The sequence below is a fragment of the candidate division Zixibacteria bacterium HGW-Zixibacteria-1 genome (genome assembly GCA_002838945.1).
Classification (GTDB): domain Bacteria; phylum Zixibacteria; class MSB-5A5; order GN15; family PGXB01; genus PGXB01.
The window spans coordinates 21,017-38,764 of sequence record PGXB01000034.1 but is presented as its reverse complement, the minus strand read 5'-3'; the positions used below and the strand labels follow the sequence as shown (position 1 = coordinate 38,764).

Annotated in this window: 15 protein-coding genes; 9 read left to right on the top strand and 6 right to left on the bottom strand. The window is 47.5% G+C overall.

The genetic code is table 11. The annotated features are described in order from the left end of the window. Window positions 1-35: 35 nt before the first annotated feature. Window positions 36-629 carry a restriction endonuclease gene (locus CVT49_12355; GenBank protein ID PKK82722.1) on the top strand — a complete coding sequence of 198 codons (594 nt, stop codon included), beginning with the start codon at window positions 36-38 and terminating at the stop codon, window positions 627-629. A gap of 31 nt (window positions 630-660) precedes the next feature. On the opposite strand, the gene CVT49_12350 is transcribed toward CVT49_12355, so the two are convergent. The 3 genes from CVT49_12350 to CVT49_12340 are packed head-to-tail and all read right to left on the bottom strand — an operon-like array spanning window position 661 to window position 1,448. Next, window positions 661-855: a hypothetical protein gene (locus tag CVT49_12350; protein ID PKK82721.1), complete on the bottom strand. Its 195-nt coding sequence runs from the start codon at window positions 853-855 to the stop codon at window positions 661-663. Window positions 856-857: 2 nt separating this feature from the next. Then, a complete protein-coding gene (locus CVT49_12345) occupies window positions 858-1,175 on the bottom strand; it encodes a hypothetical protein (GenBank protein ID PKK82720.1) in 318 nt (105 codons plus the stop codon). A 21-nt stretch (window positions 1,176-1,196) separates the two neighbouring features. Next, complete coding sequence (locus tag CVT49_12340; protein PKK82719.1) at window positions 1,197-1,448, bottom strand: hypothetical protein; 252 nt, start codon at window positions 1,446-1,448, stop codon at window positions 1,197-1,199. Between the two features lie 937 nt (window positions 1,449-2,385). On the opposite strand from CVT49_12340, the gene CVT49_12335 reads away from it, so the two are divergent. After that, window positions 2,386-3,306 (top strand): hypothetical protein, encoded by a 921-nt coding sequence (locus tag CVT49_12335; protein PKK82718.1) that lies wholly within the window; start codon window positions 2,386-2,388, stop codon window positions 3,304-3,306. Between the two features lie 30 nt (window positions 3,307-3,336). Here the strand turns inward: CVT49_12335 and CVT49_12330 are convergent, their stop codons facing one another. Beyond that, complete coding sequence (locus CVT49_12330) at window positions 3,337-5,073, bottom strand: hypothetical protein (GenBank protein PKK82717.1); 1,737 nt, start codon at window positions 5,071-5,073, stop codon at window positions 3,337-3,339. 433 nt (window positions 5,074-5,506) lie between these two features. On the opposite strand from CVT49_12330, the gene CVT49_12325 reads away from it, so the two are divergent. Genes CVT49_12325 through CVT49_12315 form a run of 3 tightly spaced genes read left to right on the top strand, consistent with a single transcriptional unit; the run spans window position 5,507 to window position 8,989 of the window. Next, window positions 5,507-6,076 carry a hypothetical protein gene (locus CVT49_12325; protein PKK82716.1) on the top strand — a complete coding sequence of 190 codons (570 nt, stop codon included), beginning with the start codon at window positions 5,507-5,509 and terminating at the stop codon, window positions 6,074-6,076. A 3-nt stretch (window positions 6,077-6,079) separates the two neighbouring features. Then, the gene (locus tag CVT49_12320; GenBank protein PKK82715.1) at window positions 6,080-7,990 is read left to right on the top strand and encodes a hypothetical protein; all 1,911 of its coding nucleotides are present in this window, start codon (window positions 6,080-6,082) and stop codon (window positions 7,988-7,990) included. 27 nt (window positions 7,991-8,017) lie between these two features. After that, window positions 8,018-8,989, top strand: coding sequence for a site-specific DNA-methyltransferase (locus tag CVT49_12315; protein ID PKK82714.1), 972 nt, complete (start codon window positions 8,018-8,020; stop codon window positions 8,987-8,989). 60 nt (window positions 8,990-9,049) lie between these two features. On the opposite strand, the gene CVT49_12310 is transcribed toward CVT49_12315, so the two are convergent. Then, entirely contained in the window at window positions 9,050-9,376 is a 327-nt protein-coding gene (locus tag CVT49_12310; protein ID PKK82713.1) for a hypothetical protein, read from the bottom strand. Between the two features lie 309 nt (window positions 9,377-9,685). On the opposite strand from CVT49_12310, the gene mfd reads away from it, so the two are divergent. The 4 genes from mfd (at window position 9,686) to CVT49_12290 (ending at window position 16,468) form a co-directional block, all read left to right on the top strand. Next, complete coding sequence (gene mfd / locus CVT49_12305; GenBank protein ID PKK82712.1) at window positions 9,686-13,105, top strand: transcription-repair coupling factor; 3,420 nt, start codon at window positions 9,686-9,688, stop codon at window positions 13,103-13,105. A 496-nt stretch (window positions 13,106-13,601) separates the two neighbouring features. Beyond that, window positions 13,602-14,762, top strand: coding sequence for a hypothetical protein (locus tag CVT49_12300; GenBank protein ID PKK82711.1), 1,161 nt, complete (start codon window positions 13,602-13,604; stop codon window positions 14,760-14,762). 9 nt (window positions 14,763-14,771) lie between these two features. Further along, the gene (locus CVT49_12295; protein PKK82710.1) at window positions 14,772-15,659 is read left to right on the top strand and encodes a hypothetical protein; all 888 of its coding nucleotides are present in this window, start codon (window positions 14,772-14,774) and stop codon (window positions 15,657-15,659) included. Next, a complete protein-coding gene (locus tag CVT49_12290) occupies window positions 15,659-16,468 on the top strand; it encodes a metal ABC transporter permease (GenBank protein PKK82725.1) in 810 nt (269 codons plus the stop codon). The genes CVT49_12295 and CVT49_12290 overlap by 1 nt, the downstream gene beginning before the upstream one ends. Before the next feature lie 102 nt (window positions 16,469-16,570). Here CVT49_12290 and CVT49_12285 read toward each other — a convergent pair whose 3' ends face one another. Continuing rightward, window positions 16,571-17,350, bottom strand: coding sequence for a hypothetical protein (locus CVT49_12285; GenBank protein ID PKK82709.1), 780 nt, complete (start codon window positions 17,348-17,350; stop codon window positions 16,571-16,573). Window positions 17,351-17,748: the final 398 nt, after the last annotated feature.

Sequence of the window (17,748 nt, the reverse complement as noted above, 5' to 3'; positions counted from 1 at the left end):
AACATCTGAACACCTCCTGTCCTTCGGGACTCAGGATGAGAAAGAATCATAATAATAGTATCCTTTCTCCGTGTCCACTAAATCGGGGGAACTTCAAAGTCGTATTGTCGAAATACCCTCACTTATTTAAAGAAGTTGAGACGATAATCAAATCAATAGATGCCTCCGAGCACATGACTAAGATTAGTAAAGAGAAGACCATGCCAGGGCGAGAATTGTATGCTCCCAGAGAGCTAAATGGTGTATTTAAGGAGCAATTTACCAATTATAGTTGGAAACCTGTGCGCGTAAAATGCGATTATCCAACAGATTTATATGTTGCAGGATATAAACCACCGGCAATGGGCAAGGGTGCATTTAGAGAAATGGACTTCGTAAAGGAAAAGCTGGGTATAGAGCTACAGTTCGGAAAGTATGCCTTTATGGTTTATAATGTCTGTGCTAAAATGACAATATTCCATAAACTTGGCTATATTGACACTGGAATTGAGATTGTTGGAGTTAAGCACTTTGCGGATGAAATGTCAACGGGCGTTTCCTATTTCGAGCAGTTTGCGTGGGACTTAAAGGCACGTGGAATTGCGGATATTGATATTCCGGTATTCATCCTTGGAATTGATATAGAGTAGCCCCTTTCTCACCCTGCCGGTATGCAGGCGGTCACTTGCTGAATTGCTTTTCAATTTCCAGCAGATCGTGCCGCTTCAGCCAACCATAATAGGACTGGCAATCCTTACACCAGTTCATAATACCCTGTCTGCCTTTGGATTTATTGAATCGCTCAATAGGCAGGATGCGCTCTCCGGTATGAAACCGGCAACAGCAACGTTTGGTTTTCATGGCTTTGGTTTTCATTATTACTCCTGATTTAAGATGTGAATTTGATAGCTGATCGTTTCATTTATGAACCGTTTCCGGTCGCTGTCGGCCAATTCCTGTAGGCGTTCGGGATGCTCACCCACCAGTTCAAAAGCCAGTTCCTTATATTTTGGAGCGATTCGGCGAATACACCGACATTCAATCTTATTACCGCTCACTTGTAGAACTGAATCTTCACCGGCTTCCTGATAGAGATATTCCGCCGTTTCCTTGATGGCCTTTTCAATCTCGGCCAACTTGATCTTGAGTGCATTACGTTCAATTAAGGCGTCCAGTAATTTGTGATTCTTTAACATTTTAACCTCGCTTTCTATAGGTTATGATTTACTTGACCGATAAAACGTCCGACCACAGAGATTGCATATCCGTTCGTCCTGTCCTTTTCCCAAGTGACAGTTTTCATCCGGATGGTCACAGGCCGGTTCATCATCCTCTATTTCCTTGATCGTATCGGCTTCATCCAGAATTTGACCGCAGTCTAAACAAACGATCTGTCCGGCAAGACTGTCAAAATTATTGTGATCGCATTCTTTGGATTCGGCATTCGGTTTCTGATCGGTATACAACATTTTCTCTTCTCCTTTGCTATGTTCTATAAAAAAGTATCGCAATGGACGTGCCAAACCAAGATAGGTGAATCCATGATACAAGGAACTGTATTTTAACGTTTCCAAAATACAACCGGATGAAAACCGATGCTTTTTAGTTTTATTGGAAATGTTTTAAGATTGTGGTGTTAAAACCATAATTTATGGTTGCTTACCAATATGTGCCGACACGGCTCTTCCATTGGCAAGCGAGTTGCTGTATAAAAAGATAAAGTAATCTATTAAGGAGGTTAAATTTGAGCCGAGTGAAAAGATGTCCCACATGCGGACAGACCAAATCAACCGATGAGTTCTACCATAATCGGGCGCAATATGACGGAGTTGATAATCAGTGTAAAATCTGTAAGTGCACCTATTATCAAAGCTACATGAAAACCTACAGTCAGAGACCAAAGTGTAAAGCCCGGCACAGGCTTTATAGGCGATTGCTCCGCCTGGATTGTCTCGCGGGAGTGAGTCAGTTACAGTGTTGCTGTGCTGTGTGTGGTGAAAGTGATCTAAAACTCTTAGTTATCCACCACCAACAAGGTAACGGGATAGAGCACCGCGATAAATCTGGCCACAGTCATTTATATTGGCTTTCCATCGTGAGATCAAATTTTGATCGTTTGAAGTATCAAGTGTTGTGTGATTCCTGTCACCGGCAGTGGCACAAGAGACAACCTATCACCAATTAAATTGACGATCGAAGATACCCAAGAGATGGCCTTTCGAGGTATCGTCCTTGACATTCAAGGCTTCAGGGATATGTCGGGACACCCCAAAAAGCCTGAGTGCAAGGGAAGGGCTTTCTTTTAGATGGATAAGAAGTATACATTAAGTCATTGGTATGCAAGCGGTTGCATAGCCTTGTATATTGGCTTGCATGTCGTTTCAATTTAGTTGGTGATAAGGATACATGCCTATTATTTCAGAAGTAATAGGAGCTAATATCGCTCCACGGGAAAGTCTTTATGGTCTCGGTGCGATCAATATGAAAGCCGGGCTGGCCTGTATGATGGCCGCATTCAAATCACTTGTCAAATCCGGTTTACTCGACGGCAAGGCCGGGCGTCTCGGTCTGGCGGTCACGGTCGATCAGGAAGGTCTCAGTCTTGGCGCAAAAGCATTCCTGAAAACCGATTATGCAAAATGCGGGGCCATGCTGCATGCGGAGCATTTTTACGGCGATTCGGAAAAAGATTACCTGCCGCTGGCCGTTACCGGCAAAGTGCTGTATAAACTTATCATAAAAGGCAAAGCGGCTCATGCTTTTCGACCCCACCTGGGCGGCATCAATGCCATCGATGACGCCGCCGCCATTATCGGCCAATTGAGTAAACTCAAAATGAGGGAGCATCCTTTGTTCGCCAAGGGGACCGTCTGCGCCCTTAAAATCGACGGCGGCTATAAAGAATATGCCATTGTCGTACCCGAACGATGTGAAATAATCATTACCCGATTGACTGTCCCCGGCGAAACGGTCGAAATCGCCGTTCGCGATATGAGAGAACTGATTGACTCGCTTGGACTGAAATCAACGGTGGAAATCGAAACGCCTCCACCTGCCTATGAACCTTATGTCCTCGATGAACAGACATCCTTTAGCAAAATTTTCAAGGATGTCTATTCAGAAGTGATTGGAGTTGCACCCCATTTCGCCGGGCACCGCGGAATTGTCGATGCCAATGTTTTTGCCGGTGAGGGCAATATCCCGACTATCGTTTTCGGCCCCAAAGGGGCCAACCACCACTGCGCCGGCGAGTATGTCGAGTTGAGGACCCTGCTGCCGGTGGCTCAAATATATGCCCAAACGGCGCTGCGTTTTCTTGGCGTCTGATTTTGATTCCCAACAGGCGTCGGGCTGCCGTCAGTCGGCGCCGCGCAATTTTATCATGCAGACATCAAATGACTCGGAATCCCGGTCGCTGGTCTGTCCAACCAGAATAATATCCCCGCTTGCCGTTTCATAAATCTGGCTGCCCCATTCTGACCCGGCCCCGCCGATCACATGTTGCCGCAGTATATTACCGTCGGAGTCAAGCTTGACTATGTAGAAATCATTATTGTAAGTAGTGGCGCTGTCAACTGCCTTGGCCGTCCCGCCGATTAAATACCCTCCGTCATCACTGGCACATATAGAATTGCCGTAATCATAAAATTTGCTGTTACCGAATGATTTTGACCAGACTTCATTGCCCATCGAATCGATCTTGATGACATGGGCATTCATGATATCTTCGCAATCGGAATATCCGGCCATTATAAAGCCGCCGTCCTTTGTCGGACACATCGAATTGCACCAGTCAAAACCATGGCCATAGCTTCCGTTCGTGGCGTATTTCCTTGACCAAACTTCATTGCTTTCGGAATCGGTTTTGATCAGATAAAAATCGCTGTTGCCCCCTTCGGTCGTCCCGGTCGTGGCCCCGATTATATATCCTCCATCAGCCATTGCATAAACCGAGTTGCCGGTTTCCGAGCGCTCTTCACCATAAGTTTTCGACCAGACTTCATTGCCGGCGGTATCCGTCTTTATCAAATAAATATCCTCTTCGCCGCTTCCCGATGAATGCGTAAATCCGCAGATGACATAACCGCCATCGACCGCTCTGGAGACAGCTTTGCCGACATCCCAGCTTGCACCTCCGAAAGTCTTTGACCAGATTTCATTGCCCCTGGAGTCGATTCTGACCAGATAAACATCCTTCGAACCCGCCCCATATGATGTCGTATAACCGGTGATAACATACCCGTCATCAACCGCTGCACATCCGTAACCGTATTCTGTTCCGGCGCCGCCGAAGGTTTTTGCCCAGACTTTCTTTCCTTCGGCATCGGTCTTGACGGCCAAAATGTCGGCGTCACCCGATCCATGCGAGAAGGTGTAGCCGACAATTAAAAAACCGCCGTTTTCGGTCCTGCATACCGCCTGGCCGCCGTCGGCCACAAACCCGCCGAAAGTCCGCGCCCATACAATTGTATCCGGCGCGAAATCGACGGCATCGGAAAAAATAAATTCTTTTTCCGGGTAATTCGGATGCTTTCCTTTCGCCTGTCTTTCTTCGATGGCTGTCGCCATGGCCATGCAATTGACCATGCTGTAATACATCCCGCGGGCGGTTGTTATAATGCTGCCGTCAATAATAGGCGGGCGGTCCTTGTCCACAACCGATGCCCCGGCCGATTCATATTCGTCCTTAAATTCCTGGTTTCCTATGATGGTTTTACCTCTGATTACATCGGCCGCCGCCAGAACCCGCGCTCCGGCACATGATGATATAACCGGAATATTTTGTTTCACTGCCGTTGATATCAACTGCAAAGTGGGTGGATCATTGACGAATTCATCGAAGGGAACCGGAGAAAAGAATGAAGTGGATGGCATAATTGCCACACAATCATATTCGCCGGGGTTTTTTACTTCATTTGTCATGATGTCCGGGACTATAACAGGCAATTGATAACGGTAATAGTACGGCGGGCAGGCCGGTATCTCCTTAAGGACACCGCCATGAGTTACTTTCCAGCCGTACTGCTCAAAAATATCGCGATACAAGAAATAATTAGCGCCATAATTACGACTGACCAGAAGCAGAATATTCATTCCGCTGTTATTCGATTTACTTTTGAGCGGACTCAAACCCGTTCCACAGACAATAAGAAGTAAGATGGTAGTAATTATTATTGGAGGTAATAAAATTTTTTGCACCCTGAATCTCCCGAAGTTAGTTTACTTTTTTATTATTATGGAAGCTTAGAGGGCTAATCCTTTCGCATAATCAAAATAATTTATTCGCATAATTTGGCCAAAGGGGAATTTTTGACTCCGATTTTCGGCCATTTACATGGCCAAGCCAGGTTAGGATAAATCGACAGAATTTGAAGTCTAAGTCATTTAATGGCAACACTATAACATTAATTGACAGTGAAAAATTATAGTCTGCTATAAATAAATGTAAAAAAGTGAAAAAATAGGTTGCTAATTAAACCCAAAAACGTATAATATAAAATACGTTTTTTATTTGTAAGGGTTTCTTATGGATAGGAAGTCGCAGATTATCGACGCGGCTCAGGTTTTGTTCGCACAGTTCGGACTCCGGAAGGTCACTACAGATGATATCGCCAGGGAAGCCCATATTTCCAAAGCTACCATTTATAAAATTTTCAAGAACAAAAATGAAATTTTTGACGTCGTTCTCCAGACCGAAACCGGCCAACTTCTGTCCTCGATAAGACATGCGGTCGACTCTCATTCGGAAGTAGCCGACAAGCTTAAGGCCCATCTGATGACTCGACTGGGGAAAGTCCCTGAGTTTGTAAATTTTTACCGTGTCACTTATGAAACCTGGGGCGATTACTGGCCCCATATTGCTCAGATCAGGCAGCAATTTCTCAAGTCGGAGCAGGAAATAGTCAAAGATATTTTGCTGCAGGGAATAAAACGTAACGAGCTTGTCATCAATAACGTGGAAATGGCCGCGCATGTTCTTATTGTCGCGCTGGCCTCACTGGAATTTCAATGGGCTCTGGATGAATATAAAATATCGCTGGAGACCATGGTTGACAATATGCTGGAAATGATGATAAACGGCATATACAGGAGGTAATTTATGAGCGGTAGTTGCAATGACAACCACCTTCACAGCTCGACCTGCTTGATATGCGATACCTCTGTCGGGCACACACAGGTCAAGCCTCATACTTTTCATATCCCGGTCATGGGTACCGGATTTACCATCGATACGCCGCTGCGTGTCGCTAAATATGGAATTACTTCGGTCATCTCGATCGGTGATGATATATTGATGGAAAAAATGCGCATGTTCCATAGCAGGAATTATAATCGCCCCTTTCAACCGATCATGGAGCGGGAAGAAGATGCTCGAGCACGACGTATCACCGCCTATCTCAATCTAATCGATGAATTGGTCGCGGAACAGGCAGTGGCCATACAGGCATTGCCATTTGAGCCCGGAAGCGACCTGGTCAGATATTTCGATTTGCTTCCCAACGGCGGCATGAAACAGGTTTACAATGCAATGGGGGCAACCGACAATCCGCAGAAAAAAGCCGTTCTGCAGGAAATGCTTCGCTGTCATATGGCCCCGGGCAAAATCGATGTCAATATAATGACCAAGCTTGATCGCGATATGTATCACAAGGGAGTCAAACTGGCGCCGGAATATGCGCTGGCCATGTCGGCCCTTCGGGGTTATGCCAAAAGTACATTACATTCTTCAATCGTGCTTTCGGCCGGTGTCAACCGCCGTTTGTATGCATACATTGCCAATTTTGATGACTTCTTCCCGGTTGACGGCAATCTTCCCAAGAAGCAATTAATTCTAAAAGTGAGCGATTACCGATCAGCTGCGCTTCAGGGTAAACTTCTGGCCCGCTATGGATTGTGGGTATCGGAATATCGCATCGAATCCGGTCTTAATTGCGGCGGTCATGCTTTTGCAACCAAGGGATCATTGATGGGTCCAATCATTGAAGAATTCCTTCAAAACCGCGAGGCGCTGACTGAGGAACTTTATGAAGATTACAAAAAGGCGCTGGTTTCCCTTGGACGCCCCAGTCCGCCGACTATGCCGGTTCATCTAACGGCCCAGGGTGGTGTCGGAACATACGCCGAGCATCAGTTTCTGCTGAATTATTTCCATCTGGATAGCATCGGGTGGGGTTCGCCGTTTCTGCTGGTCCCGGAAGTAACCAATGTGGATGCGGTGCATCTGCGTAAATTGATTGCGGCCAGGGCCGATGATATCTGTCTGACCGATTGTTCCCCTCTCGGCGTTCCGTTCTGGAACTTGAAAACTTCCGAAAGCGAGGAAATCCGCCTCGAGCGAATCCGACAGGGAAAACCCGGAAGTCCCTGCCCCAAGGGATACCTCGGCTCCGATACTGAATTTTCGAAATTACCGTTGTGCCGGGCCTCGCGGGAATATCAGAAAAAACGACTGATCCAATTGGACAGCGAAGAAATGCCGCAGGAAATGAAAGAATCAATCCGCGAAGAAGTCATCAGCCGTTCCTGTATCTGTCTTGATCTGGCCGGCGGGGCCGAGTTGAAAAACGGTCTGGAATCGATCGCCAAGACGGCTGTTTGCTGCGGCCCCAATATTATCAGCTTCAAAAAAATTGCCACACTCGAGGAAATGATAAGCCATATCTATGGCCGCGTTTCATTGCTGTCAGGATCGCAGCGCCCTCACATGTTTATTACCGAACTGAAACTGTTTATTGAATACCTTCTTAAAGAATTGAAAAAGACAAGGGAAGGCCTGTTGAATCGGACCGCCAAGTATTTTGCCGAATTCAAGCAAAACCTGCTGGACGGTATCGAGTATTACCAGAATCTGGCCGGGAAGCTTGATGCCGGCGAACGTGACAAGTTCATTCAGGATCTAATTGCGCTCAAATCGGAAATCATGAGCATTATTTTCGAGCCGATCTCTGTGGCGCCGGCGGCCGCGGCAGCCGGATTGGATCAGCAGATCTCGACACGGTTTTCTAAATAAATTGCAAATCGCTGTGCGAGGATTGTTATGAAACAGCGTGCACCGAGAAACCGAACCATCTCGCTGACCGCCGCTGATCGTAAACGCCTTCTGAAAAAATTAGTTCGTCTCGAATCCCTGCCCGGCCCGCCCATTCCTCTCAATTCCACAATCTGTGGTGATTATCGTGAGCTGGTCCCTGTCCTGCCAAAGGCATCGGTCGATCTGATGATTCTCGATCCGCCTTACAATCTCGACAAAAACTTCAATGGCAGCCGTTTCAGCCGTCGGTCGGTCGATGATTACACAAATTATTTGTACGAGATGCTGACCGTCCTGAAACCGCTTCTCAAAAAAACCGCCACCATTTATATCTGCGGCGACTGGTTCAGTTCCGCCTCGATCTTTGCGGCGGCATCAAAATTTTTCATCGTCCGCAACCGCATCACCTGGGAGCGCGAGAAGGGGAGAGGCGCCTCGAAAAACTGGAAAAACTCGAGCGAGGATATCTGGTTCTGCACGGTCTCGAAAGAGTTTACTTTCAATGTCAGCGATGTGAAACTCCGGCGCAAGGTTATTGCACCGTACCGCCATGACGACGGTACCCCCAAAGACTGGAAAGAAACCAAAACCGGCAATTACCGCGATACCGCCCCGTCGAATCTATGGACCGATATCACCATCCCGTTCTGGTCGATGCCGGAAAACACCGATCATCCCACCCAGAAAAGTGAAAAGCTGATCGCAAAGTTGGTCCATGCCGGCAGCAATCCGGGCGATCTGGTTTTTGATCCGTTTCTTGGAAGCGGGACCACTTCGGTCGTAGCCAAAAAACTGAACCGAAAATATCTCGGTGTCGAGATCGAAGAGGAGTACTGTCTTCTGGCCGAGCGAAGACTGGAACTTGCCGATGATGATATCTCGATACAGGGGCTCACCGGCGGCGTTTTCTGGGAGCGGAACACCCTGCCCGATCAGGCGAGTCTTGATACTAAGAAAGGCATGCGCCGCAGGAAGTAAAGCTCAAAGCTCTCCGATGATTAGAAACGATATGCAACCATGATCGTGCAAAGCGCGGAATCATCCGGGCAAGTCATCAATTTTCTTGAAAACCACCAATGGATCCCGACTGTCACAAAGACTGCAGCTTTCGGTTTCCATGTAGTAGCCGTCAAGATTATCCGGGATCGGGATATTGGCGGCTCCGGCCCTGTCCTCGGCGCTTATCATAAATCGCTCAAGATATAATCCGCACCCGGTGCAAAAAGAATGTATGACCGATTTCGGGTGCTCAAGAGGCTGCAAAAGCTTGTTCCTGTCGGGAACATGTCCGCCGGTTGCTTTTGCCTTTCCGACGCTCCCGAATAACGACCTGGCCAACTCCCTGTCTCTTTCATCGTCATTCATTGTTATTCCTGGTTTATTACAAAATTTTTTCTTTTTTAGGTCAAAATTAAATCTACAAAATCTCTCCAACAAATATCATTTGCCGGAGAGGAAAAATAACATATAAAGGAAAGAAAGGCAATCGGCCTATAATCATGGGAATAGAATAAATTCCCACGACTTTCCGCGGGAACAAATGACTATTATTCAGCGTATTAGACAAAAGTGATTGATTTATCGGGTTGAATTTATTAAAATAATACCCGACAAATAAAATAAAACAACACCCCTCCCGCATTTCGGGTGGGGCTTTCGTGCTTGGAGTGATAAATGAGCACCGCGACCGAATACAAACGAAGCTACCTTGATTCCATAAATGAGCGGTTTCGCGAGTCGATGCCCTATCTGGAGCTGCTCAATAAAATCGAAAACAGCCAGGACCAGGAAATAACCATAACCGGGTTGGCCGGCTCCTCGCCGGCGATGCTGATCACCGAATTGAGCCGCAAAATCAAACGGCCGATTATTGTCGTGACTTCCGATTCCGAGGAAGCCGATGATCTCTACGATGATCTCAATTTCCTGATGGGTGAAAAGTCGGTCGATCATTTCCCGTCGCTCCAGGCGCCCCCCTATGAATTCCGGGCGGCCCCGGCCGAGATAATCGGCCGAAGGCTGTCCACCATTGCCCGCCTTAAACGAAATCTTGCCCGAGTCGTTGTGGCTCCGATCTCGGCTATTATCGAACCGACTATTACCGCCGGCGATTTTGAATCCGGCAGCCTGATTCTAAAAGTGGGCGATGAAGCGATAATTCATACTTTGGCCGAAAAGTTGACCGTCATGGGTTTCCAGCGCGTCAATCTTGTCGAGGAAATCGGCGATTTTGCCGTCCGCGGCGGCCTCATCGATTTCTTTTCGCCCGGCTTCGAGCATCCGGTCCGCGTGGAGTTTTTCGGCGATGAGATCGATACCATCCGCAAGTTCGATGTTGCCACTCAGCGCACGACCGAGAAGCTTGATCAGGTCGAACTGCTGCCGCGCCGCGAGGTATCGATCCGGCTGGAAACGGTCGAGCGGTTTATCGAAACCATGCCGGAAGATGATGCCGATCTTATCCGGGCGCGCTATATAAATGATCCCGAACTGCCCGGCCTCGAATGGCTCGCGGTTTCATTCGGCATGGAGCGCGGCTGCCTGTTCGATTTTATCGCAACCGATCCGATTTTCTTTCTCAAGGGCGCCGGAAATGTCAAAGCCGAGATAGACGATATTCTAAAAGATGCCGAAAAGCGGCACGACCGGATTCTGGAGCGGATGAAAAATCCGCCCGCAGTCGATCAATATTATGCCAACCTGAAAAAAGTGGAACAGCATTTTGACAACGGCCGCAAAATAGATCTCGTTCCGTTCAAAGGAGGACGGGAGCATATCATCGATTTCGAATGCCGCGATCATCCGGCGCTCGGTTCAAGACTTGATCTGCTTTCGACAACGGTCGATGCCTATTATCGGACCGGTATCAGGTTCTTTATTGCCGCCGACAATTCGGGCCAGGCGGCGCGATTGAATGAACTCCTCAGCGAAAAAATCGAGTCTCCGGCGGTGCTTCCTATCGAAGTCGCCCAGTTCAAAGGCGGCTTTGTCTGCAAGACCCACCGCTTTGCGGTTCTGACTGACCACCAGATTTTCGGGCGCCACTACCGCCGCCTGCGCCGGAAGAAATTCAAAGAGGGCGTGGCGATTCAGAATTACACCAGCCTTACCGAAGGTGACTATGTCGTGCATACCAGTTTTGGAATCGCCCGTTATCAGGGACTTAAGACAATCGAGGCGGCCGGCCGAGCCCGCGACTGCCTGCTTTTGATATATGCCGACGGCGATAAGTTGTATGTGCCTATCGAGGAATTCAACTATGTTTCAAAGTATTCGGGAAAAGACACCACGCCGCGCCTGTCATCACTCGGAGGAACCGGCTGGGAGAAGGTCAAGGCGCGCACCAAAAAAGCTATTGCCGACATGGCCGCCGATCTGCTCAAGATTTATGCCGCCCGCAAAACGCGGCCGGGCCATTCGTTCGGCCCGGATACGACCTGGATGAAACAGCTCGAAGCATCCTTCCCGTTCGAAGAGACCACCGATCAGCTTAAGGCTATCGATAATGTCAAATCCGATCTCGAAAGACCGATTCCGGCCGATCGGCTGGTGTGCGGCGATGTCGGTTATGGCAAAACCGAAGTGGCCATCCGGGCCGCTTTCAAAGCGGTTGAAGGCGGCAAGCAGGTGGCGGTGCTGGTGCCGACGACCATTCTTGCCCAGCAGCATTTCAGTACCTTCAGCCGGCGTCTGACCGATTTCCCGGTTCGGGTCGAGATGCTTTCCCGTTTTCGCACGCGCAAACAGCAACAGGCGATTATCGAGGAACTGGCCGAAGGCAAGGTCGATATCATCATCGGGACCCATCGCCTGCTCTCCAAAGATGTCGAATTCAAGGATCTGGGCCTGCTGATAATCGACGAGGAACAGCGTTTCGGTGTCAAGCACAAGGAAAAACTGCGCAAGATCAAAACCACCGTCGATACCATCGCCCTGACCGCAACCCCGATTCCCCGGACGCTGCAGATGTCGCTCATGGGCGCGCGCGATATGTCGCTGATAAATACCTCGCCCAAGGATCGCCTTCCCATCATAACCAACATTTCCGAATTCGATCCCGAGGTTATCGCCGAAGCCATCCTGCATGAAATCGACCGCGGCGGCCAGGTTTTTTTTGTGCATAACCGGGTGCAGACCATCGAGGCGATGTACCGCTACCTCAAGAAAATCGTTCCGCAGGTCGAGATCGGCGTGGCGCATGGTCAGATGCATGAAAAATCGCTCGAGGGCATCATGCTGGCGTTTCTCTCCGGGCGGTTCCAACTGCTGCTGTCCACCTCGATCATCGAATCCGGTCTCGATATCCCTACGGTCAATACCATCATCATCAACCGCGCCGACCGTTTCGGCCTGGCGCAGCTTTACCAGCTTCGCGGGCGGGTCGGGCGCTCTTCGGTGCATGCCCGCGCTTTTCTCTTGACGCCGCCGTACCGGCTCATCTCCGATGATGCCCGCAAACGGCTCCGTGCCATCGAGGCGCATGCCGACCTCGGCTCTGGATTTGCGCTGGCCATGAAAGACCTCGAGATCCGCGGCGCCGGGAATATCCTCGGCGCGCAGCAGTCCGGCTTTATCGAAGAGGTCGGTTTTGATCTCTACACCAAACTGCTCGAGGAAGCGGTTGCGGAACTGAAGGGGGAAGAGGTTCCTAAAGTGCCGGATACCAAGATCGAGATGGACATCGAGGTGCTCATCCCCGAATACTACGTCGATATCAAACAGCAGAAAGTCGAGATATACCAGAAAATCGCCGGATCGAGGCGGCTCGAGGAGATCGAAAAAATCCGCGATGATGTCGAGGATCGGTTCGGCAAACCGCCCGATGAAGTGAATAACCTGTTCGAGGCGGCGGCGGTGAAAGTTTCCGCCTTCGCGCACCAAATAAATAAGATCAGGCTCCGGAGCGGGATGGTCGAAATGTATTTCGATGCCGACAAAATATTCGAGCGCAAGGAAATCGAAAACTGGCGGCGTGTGACCGAGTATCCGATGGAATTTTCCTTTGCCGAAACCATGATGATCCGCCTTGATTTGACCCAACTCGCCAGAAACCAGCGGTTGGCCTACCTCCGGTCACTGCTGAATAGACTCTAGCCCATTCTGCTGCTTTTATAATTACCACTGCTCCAATATGATATCGGAGCAGGAAACAGGCTGTCGTTATAATTATGAATTTTCCTATGATTTTTTATTGACAATCAATGAAATATTATTTTTATTTAAAAAGTCATGGAAAAAGGTCAGAAAAACGCAATACCAATCTGGTTGGCCGTACTGGCATTATTGATCTTACTACCATGCCTTGCGGCAGTTCTTTATCATATAACTTATTGCCTTGACGATCATGCCAATTGCCATATTTGTCTATTAGCGGCGACTCTGGTAATTTTAGCGGTTTTTAGCCTGATTTTTCGTGCTGATTTTCTTTTTTATATTCAAAAAAAAGGTAAAAACTTTGTCTTGTTTCTTCGCATTTTGGCAGCCGTAATTAGGGCTCCGCCGGCCATCTTTTCTTTTATTTCACTCTTATAATAATCGATACTCAACAGATTTTTATAACAACGCGTACTGATGAAAACAGGAGTAATCTATGCGGATTGGAATAATATGTTTAGGTCTTGCTTTGTTATTTGTCCACCAGGACATTTACTCACAGACGACTTTAAATCCGGATATTTCGGCTATTGGAGATTTCCGGATATTCAGTCACGGCGATGCTGCTCGAAGCAATGAAAAAGAAAAATTGAATTTAGCAGATCCAGAAGTGGAGTTGAATATAAATGGCTATTTAAATCCTTATGTCAGGGCTGATATTGTAATGGGCTGGCATGGCGACCATAACGCCGAAATAGAGGAAGCTTATGCGACTTTCTTAAGAGGCTTGCCTTTCAGGACCAATTTAAGAGTCGGCAAATACTTGCTTGAATTTGGCCGGCTCAATCCCATTCATCCCCATGCTTATTCATTTATTGATCGCCCCTTGCCTCATGAATATTTCTTTGGCGAAGAAGGTTTGTCGGATATGACAATCCGGGCTTCGATAGCGCTTCCCACCGGAGGAGCTTTTACTGAATTGATGTGCGGGCTTCTTAAGGGCGATGCCTTGACTCCCCGTGAGCATGAGCATATGGAAGATGATAGCACCGCAGCGGTTGAACAGGATTCGGAAGATAAGCGAGATCTTGGCTTTTTTGGCAGATTGACAACATCGCTTTCTTTATCGGAATCCGCTGAACTTGCGATCGGCGGATCTGTCCTGAATGCAGTATCTGGCTTTGCTGGAAACGACGAGCATGATGTGGATGAGATCGGAGATCCTGAGCAACTCCGAAGCTGGATTATTGGAGGAGATATTAAATATAAAAGCAAGCCGTCCAGGTACAGATCCCTCCAGGTCGAAGCGGAAGGCATAATGCGTATCAGCCAATCCGGGGCCAATGAAGACGATTTATATTCATATGGTTCGTATGGATATATCGACTACCGTTTCCGGCAGAAATACAATATAGGCGGTATTCTTGAATGGGTAAGGCTTGATGAAATCCAAAACCTTGAAGATCAGCAAGAGCCAATAGCGCATCGGAATAATACATGCCGGGCCGGTCTTTTTGTCGGCTTTGCGCCAATAGAAGAAACCAGCCTGATAAGAATTGCAGGGCACTGGATCGATACGAATGAGAGCGATGGCTATTGGGAAGCGAAAATGCAACTGGTGATAAGCCTTGGCCCTCATAGACCACATAATTTTTAATAAGGTGTAATGATGAAAAAAATATTGTTGTCAATTATTGTTTTATTGACCCTTTCCGGGCCAGTTTTCGGGGAAATAAATGTAGTTACATCGACTTCCGACCTGGCCTATTGGGTCAATGCTATGGGCGGCGATCTGGTAAAAGTTAACTCCATTGCCTCCCCCAATGCCGATATTCATTTTGTCGAAGTCAGGCCAAGCTATATGGCGAAAATCGCCAAAGCTAATATTGTTTTCAAAGTCGGGCTGGAGCTTGATAAATGGATGGATCAACTTATTGACGGCTCGCGAAATGACAAACTGACGATTATTGATTGTTCCAAGTATATCAAGCCGCTTGAAGTTCCTACATTTAAGGCTGATGCCAGATACGGCGATATTCATCCAAGAGGAAATCCGCATTATTGGATTGGTCCCCAGAATGTCGAACCAATATTGAAATCAATTTTGGAAGGTTTAAAATATGTCGATGCCGAAAATGCAGTTTTTTATCGCTCCAGAATGGATAGTCTTATTTCCCATATTTCGATAGACCTCGAAAATATACGCCCCAAAATCCAATTTCTGAAGGGCATGGAAATAGTCTATTATCATGATTCCTGGCCTTATTTCAATGAATATACTGGTTTAATTGCGGCCGGTTTTATAGAGCCATACCCGGGCATCCCTCCATCACCTTCACACGTCAAAGAATTGACTGAAATGATAAAAAAGCGGGGAATCAAAGTTATTGCAATGGAACCATATTTCGATAAGCGGATACCTCAAAAAATAGCTGAGGACACCGGGGCCAAAGTCGTAACATTATATCCATCAATTGGTGGAAAGGACAAGAATGAATCTTACATTGACTGGTTGGAGGGGAATGTAAATGTCTTGCTGGGGGGGCTGAAGTGATCGAATACTTGCCGTTTCTCATATGGCCCTTTTTAGCCAGTCTGATATTGGTGGGCATACATACCTATTTCGGACTTCATGTCATTAAAAGAGGGATCATTTTCATCGACCTCTCCCTGGCGCAAGTCGCGGCTTTTGGAATTACAATGGCTATTCTGTTAGGTTATCCTGCCGACGGAATGATCTCGTACTTTTTTGCATTACTGTTTGCACTCACGGGGGGAGGCATCTTTACTTTCACCAGGAGTATAGAAGGCATTATCCCCCAAGAGGCAATCATTGGTATAGTCTATGCTGTCAGTTCGGCAGCCGCCATTTTGGCGGTAAGCCATTCTCCTGAAGGGGCAGAGCATATTCGATACCTTCTGGTAGGAAGTTTATTGACCGTTTCGCCGAGTGCTGTCCTAAAAACCCTGCTTGCATATACGATTGTGGGCGCTTTTCATTGGTTTGCCAGAAGCAAATTTATAGCTCTGACTTTCAATAATGGAAAAACCCTGTCCTCTTCCAGATTTTGGGATTTTCTTTTTTATGCCTCCTTTGCCGTGGTGGTGACGTCTTCGGTCAAAATTTGCGGAGTACTGCTGGTTTTTATTTTCCTGGTTGTACCATCAGTATTTGCAGCTTTAATGACAAAGCGAATCGGATTGCGTCTTATGTATGGTTGGATTTTTGGGTTTATCGGGTCTGCAATTGGCCTGGTTTTGTCTTTTTGGCTCGATACACCAACCGGAGCAACCATTGTGTGCGCTTTTGGAATTCTACTGTTGCTTATAGCCATAATGCGGAAGTTTATTCGTTTAAATTAAGCCGATAATCTTGTGCTCCCGACCGCTTACATAAACTCTTTCAGTAACAAAAAAGCCCCGGCTGCGGGGCTTTTTTTATCTCGTGATGGGGGTAGCTTATAATCAGCGAAACGTCCGCTGCGCTTCGGTCGGATTTGCGATCAATTTTATACCGGGGACGTGAGTTCCCACTCTTGCGGGAGGTTCCGCTATTTCCCAATTATCCAGATCGGCCGGATCACCGCCGTTGTAAATCATCCGCCAGTAAAACTCCAGCGGGTAGTAGCCGGACCAGTCGGGCGCCCAGTAGTCGATATAGCCATAAATATCATAAACACTCGAGGACTGCCTGGTCAGGTCAAGCTGAAATGACGACAGATAAAATATCCAACCGTCGCTGTATCCGAACTGCTCATAGGCAAATTCCAGAACCAGCGGGTCGCTGTAATAATGCAAAGCGGCCACGGCAAAGTATTCGTTGGGATTGCACTGAACTGTCAGGACGGTGTCGATAATAGTCGTCGTATCATAATGATTCTGCACCGTCACAACCGTATCGATAATAATAGTCGTATCATAATGATTCTGTACCGTAACAACCGTATCATGAACCGTTACCGTGTCATAAACATGATTGACCTGAATGACGGTGTCGATGGTTGAGACGGTGTCGATGGTTGAGATGGTGTCGATCACGAGAACCGTATCGGTGACATGAACCGTGACCGAATCATTGTTGATGACGGTATCGATATGAAAGACAGTGTCGGGAGGCAGCTGAATATACCGGATATCATGAACGTACTCGCTCGATTCGGTAATTTTCTCTTTGTCGCAGCCGCCCCCGAACGCAAACAGGGAGACAGCCGCCAGAACAACCGCGCCGATTAATATCTTTTTCATGGTCATCTCCTTATGGCATAGACACTTCATTCTACCGCTATTTGCGCAAAACCCCTGCCAATTGTCCTCGAATCGGGCCGATTATTGTAACGCCTTGTCTGGCAAGCAGATGAGTAATATCGCTTCAGTCCACGGTTGGGACTATTGATCGCTGTGGTTGCACAGTCTGCTGCATAATGGCGGCATATCCTTCGCAGGTCAGGACCAATGTTGACATACGCTCAGAAGCCAATTTCCAAGTCATTCCATGGAAATAAAATAAGATAAATTCAGTCTTGCCTTGTTTTGCTGTAATAATAGAGGGAAGAACTGCGCGACAAGTATGGAATCGTGCAAAATATACCCAAAAAGTCGAAACTGACCAATTTGAAAGGTCGGGCCGCCCCATTATCTTGATC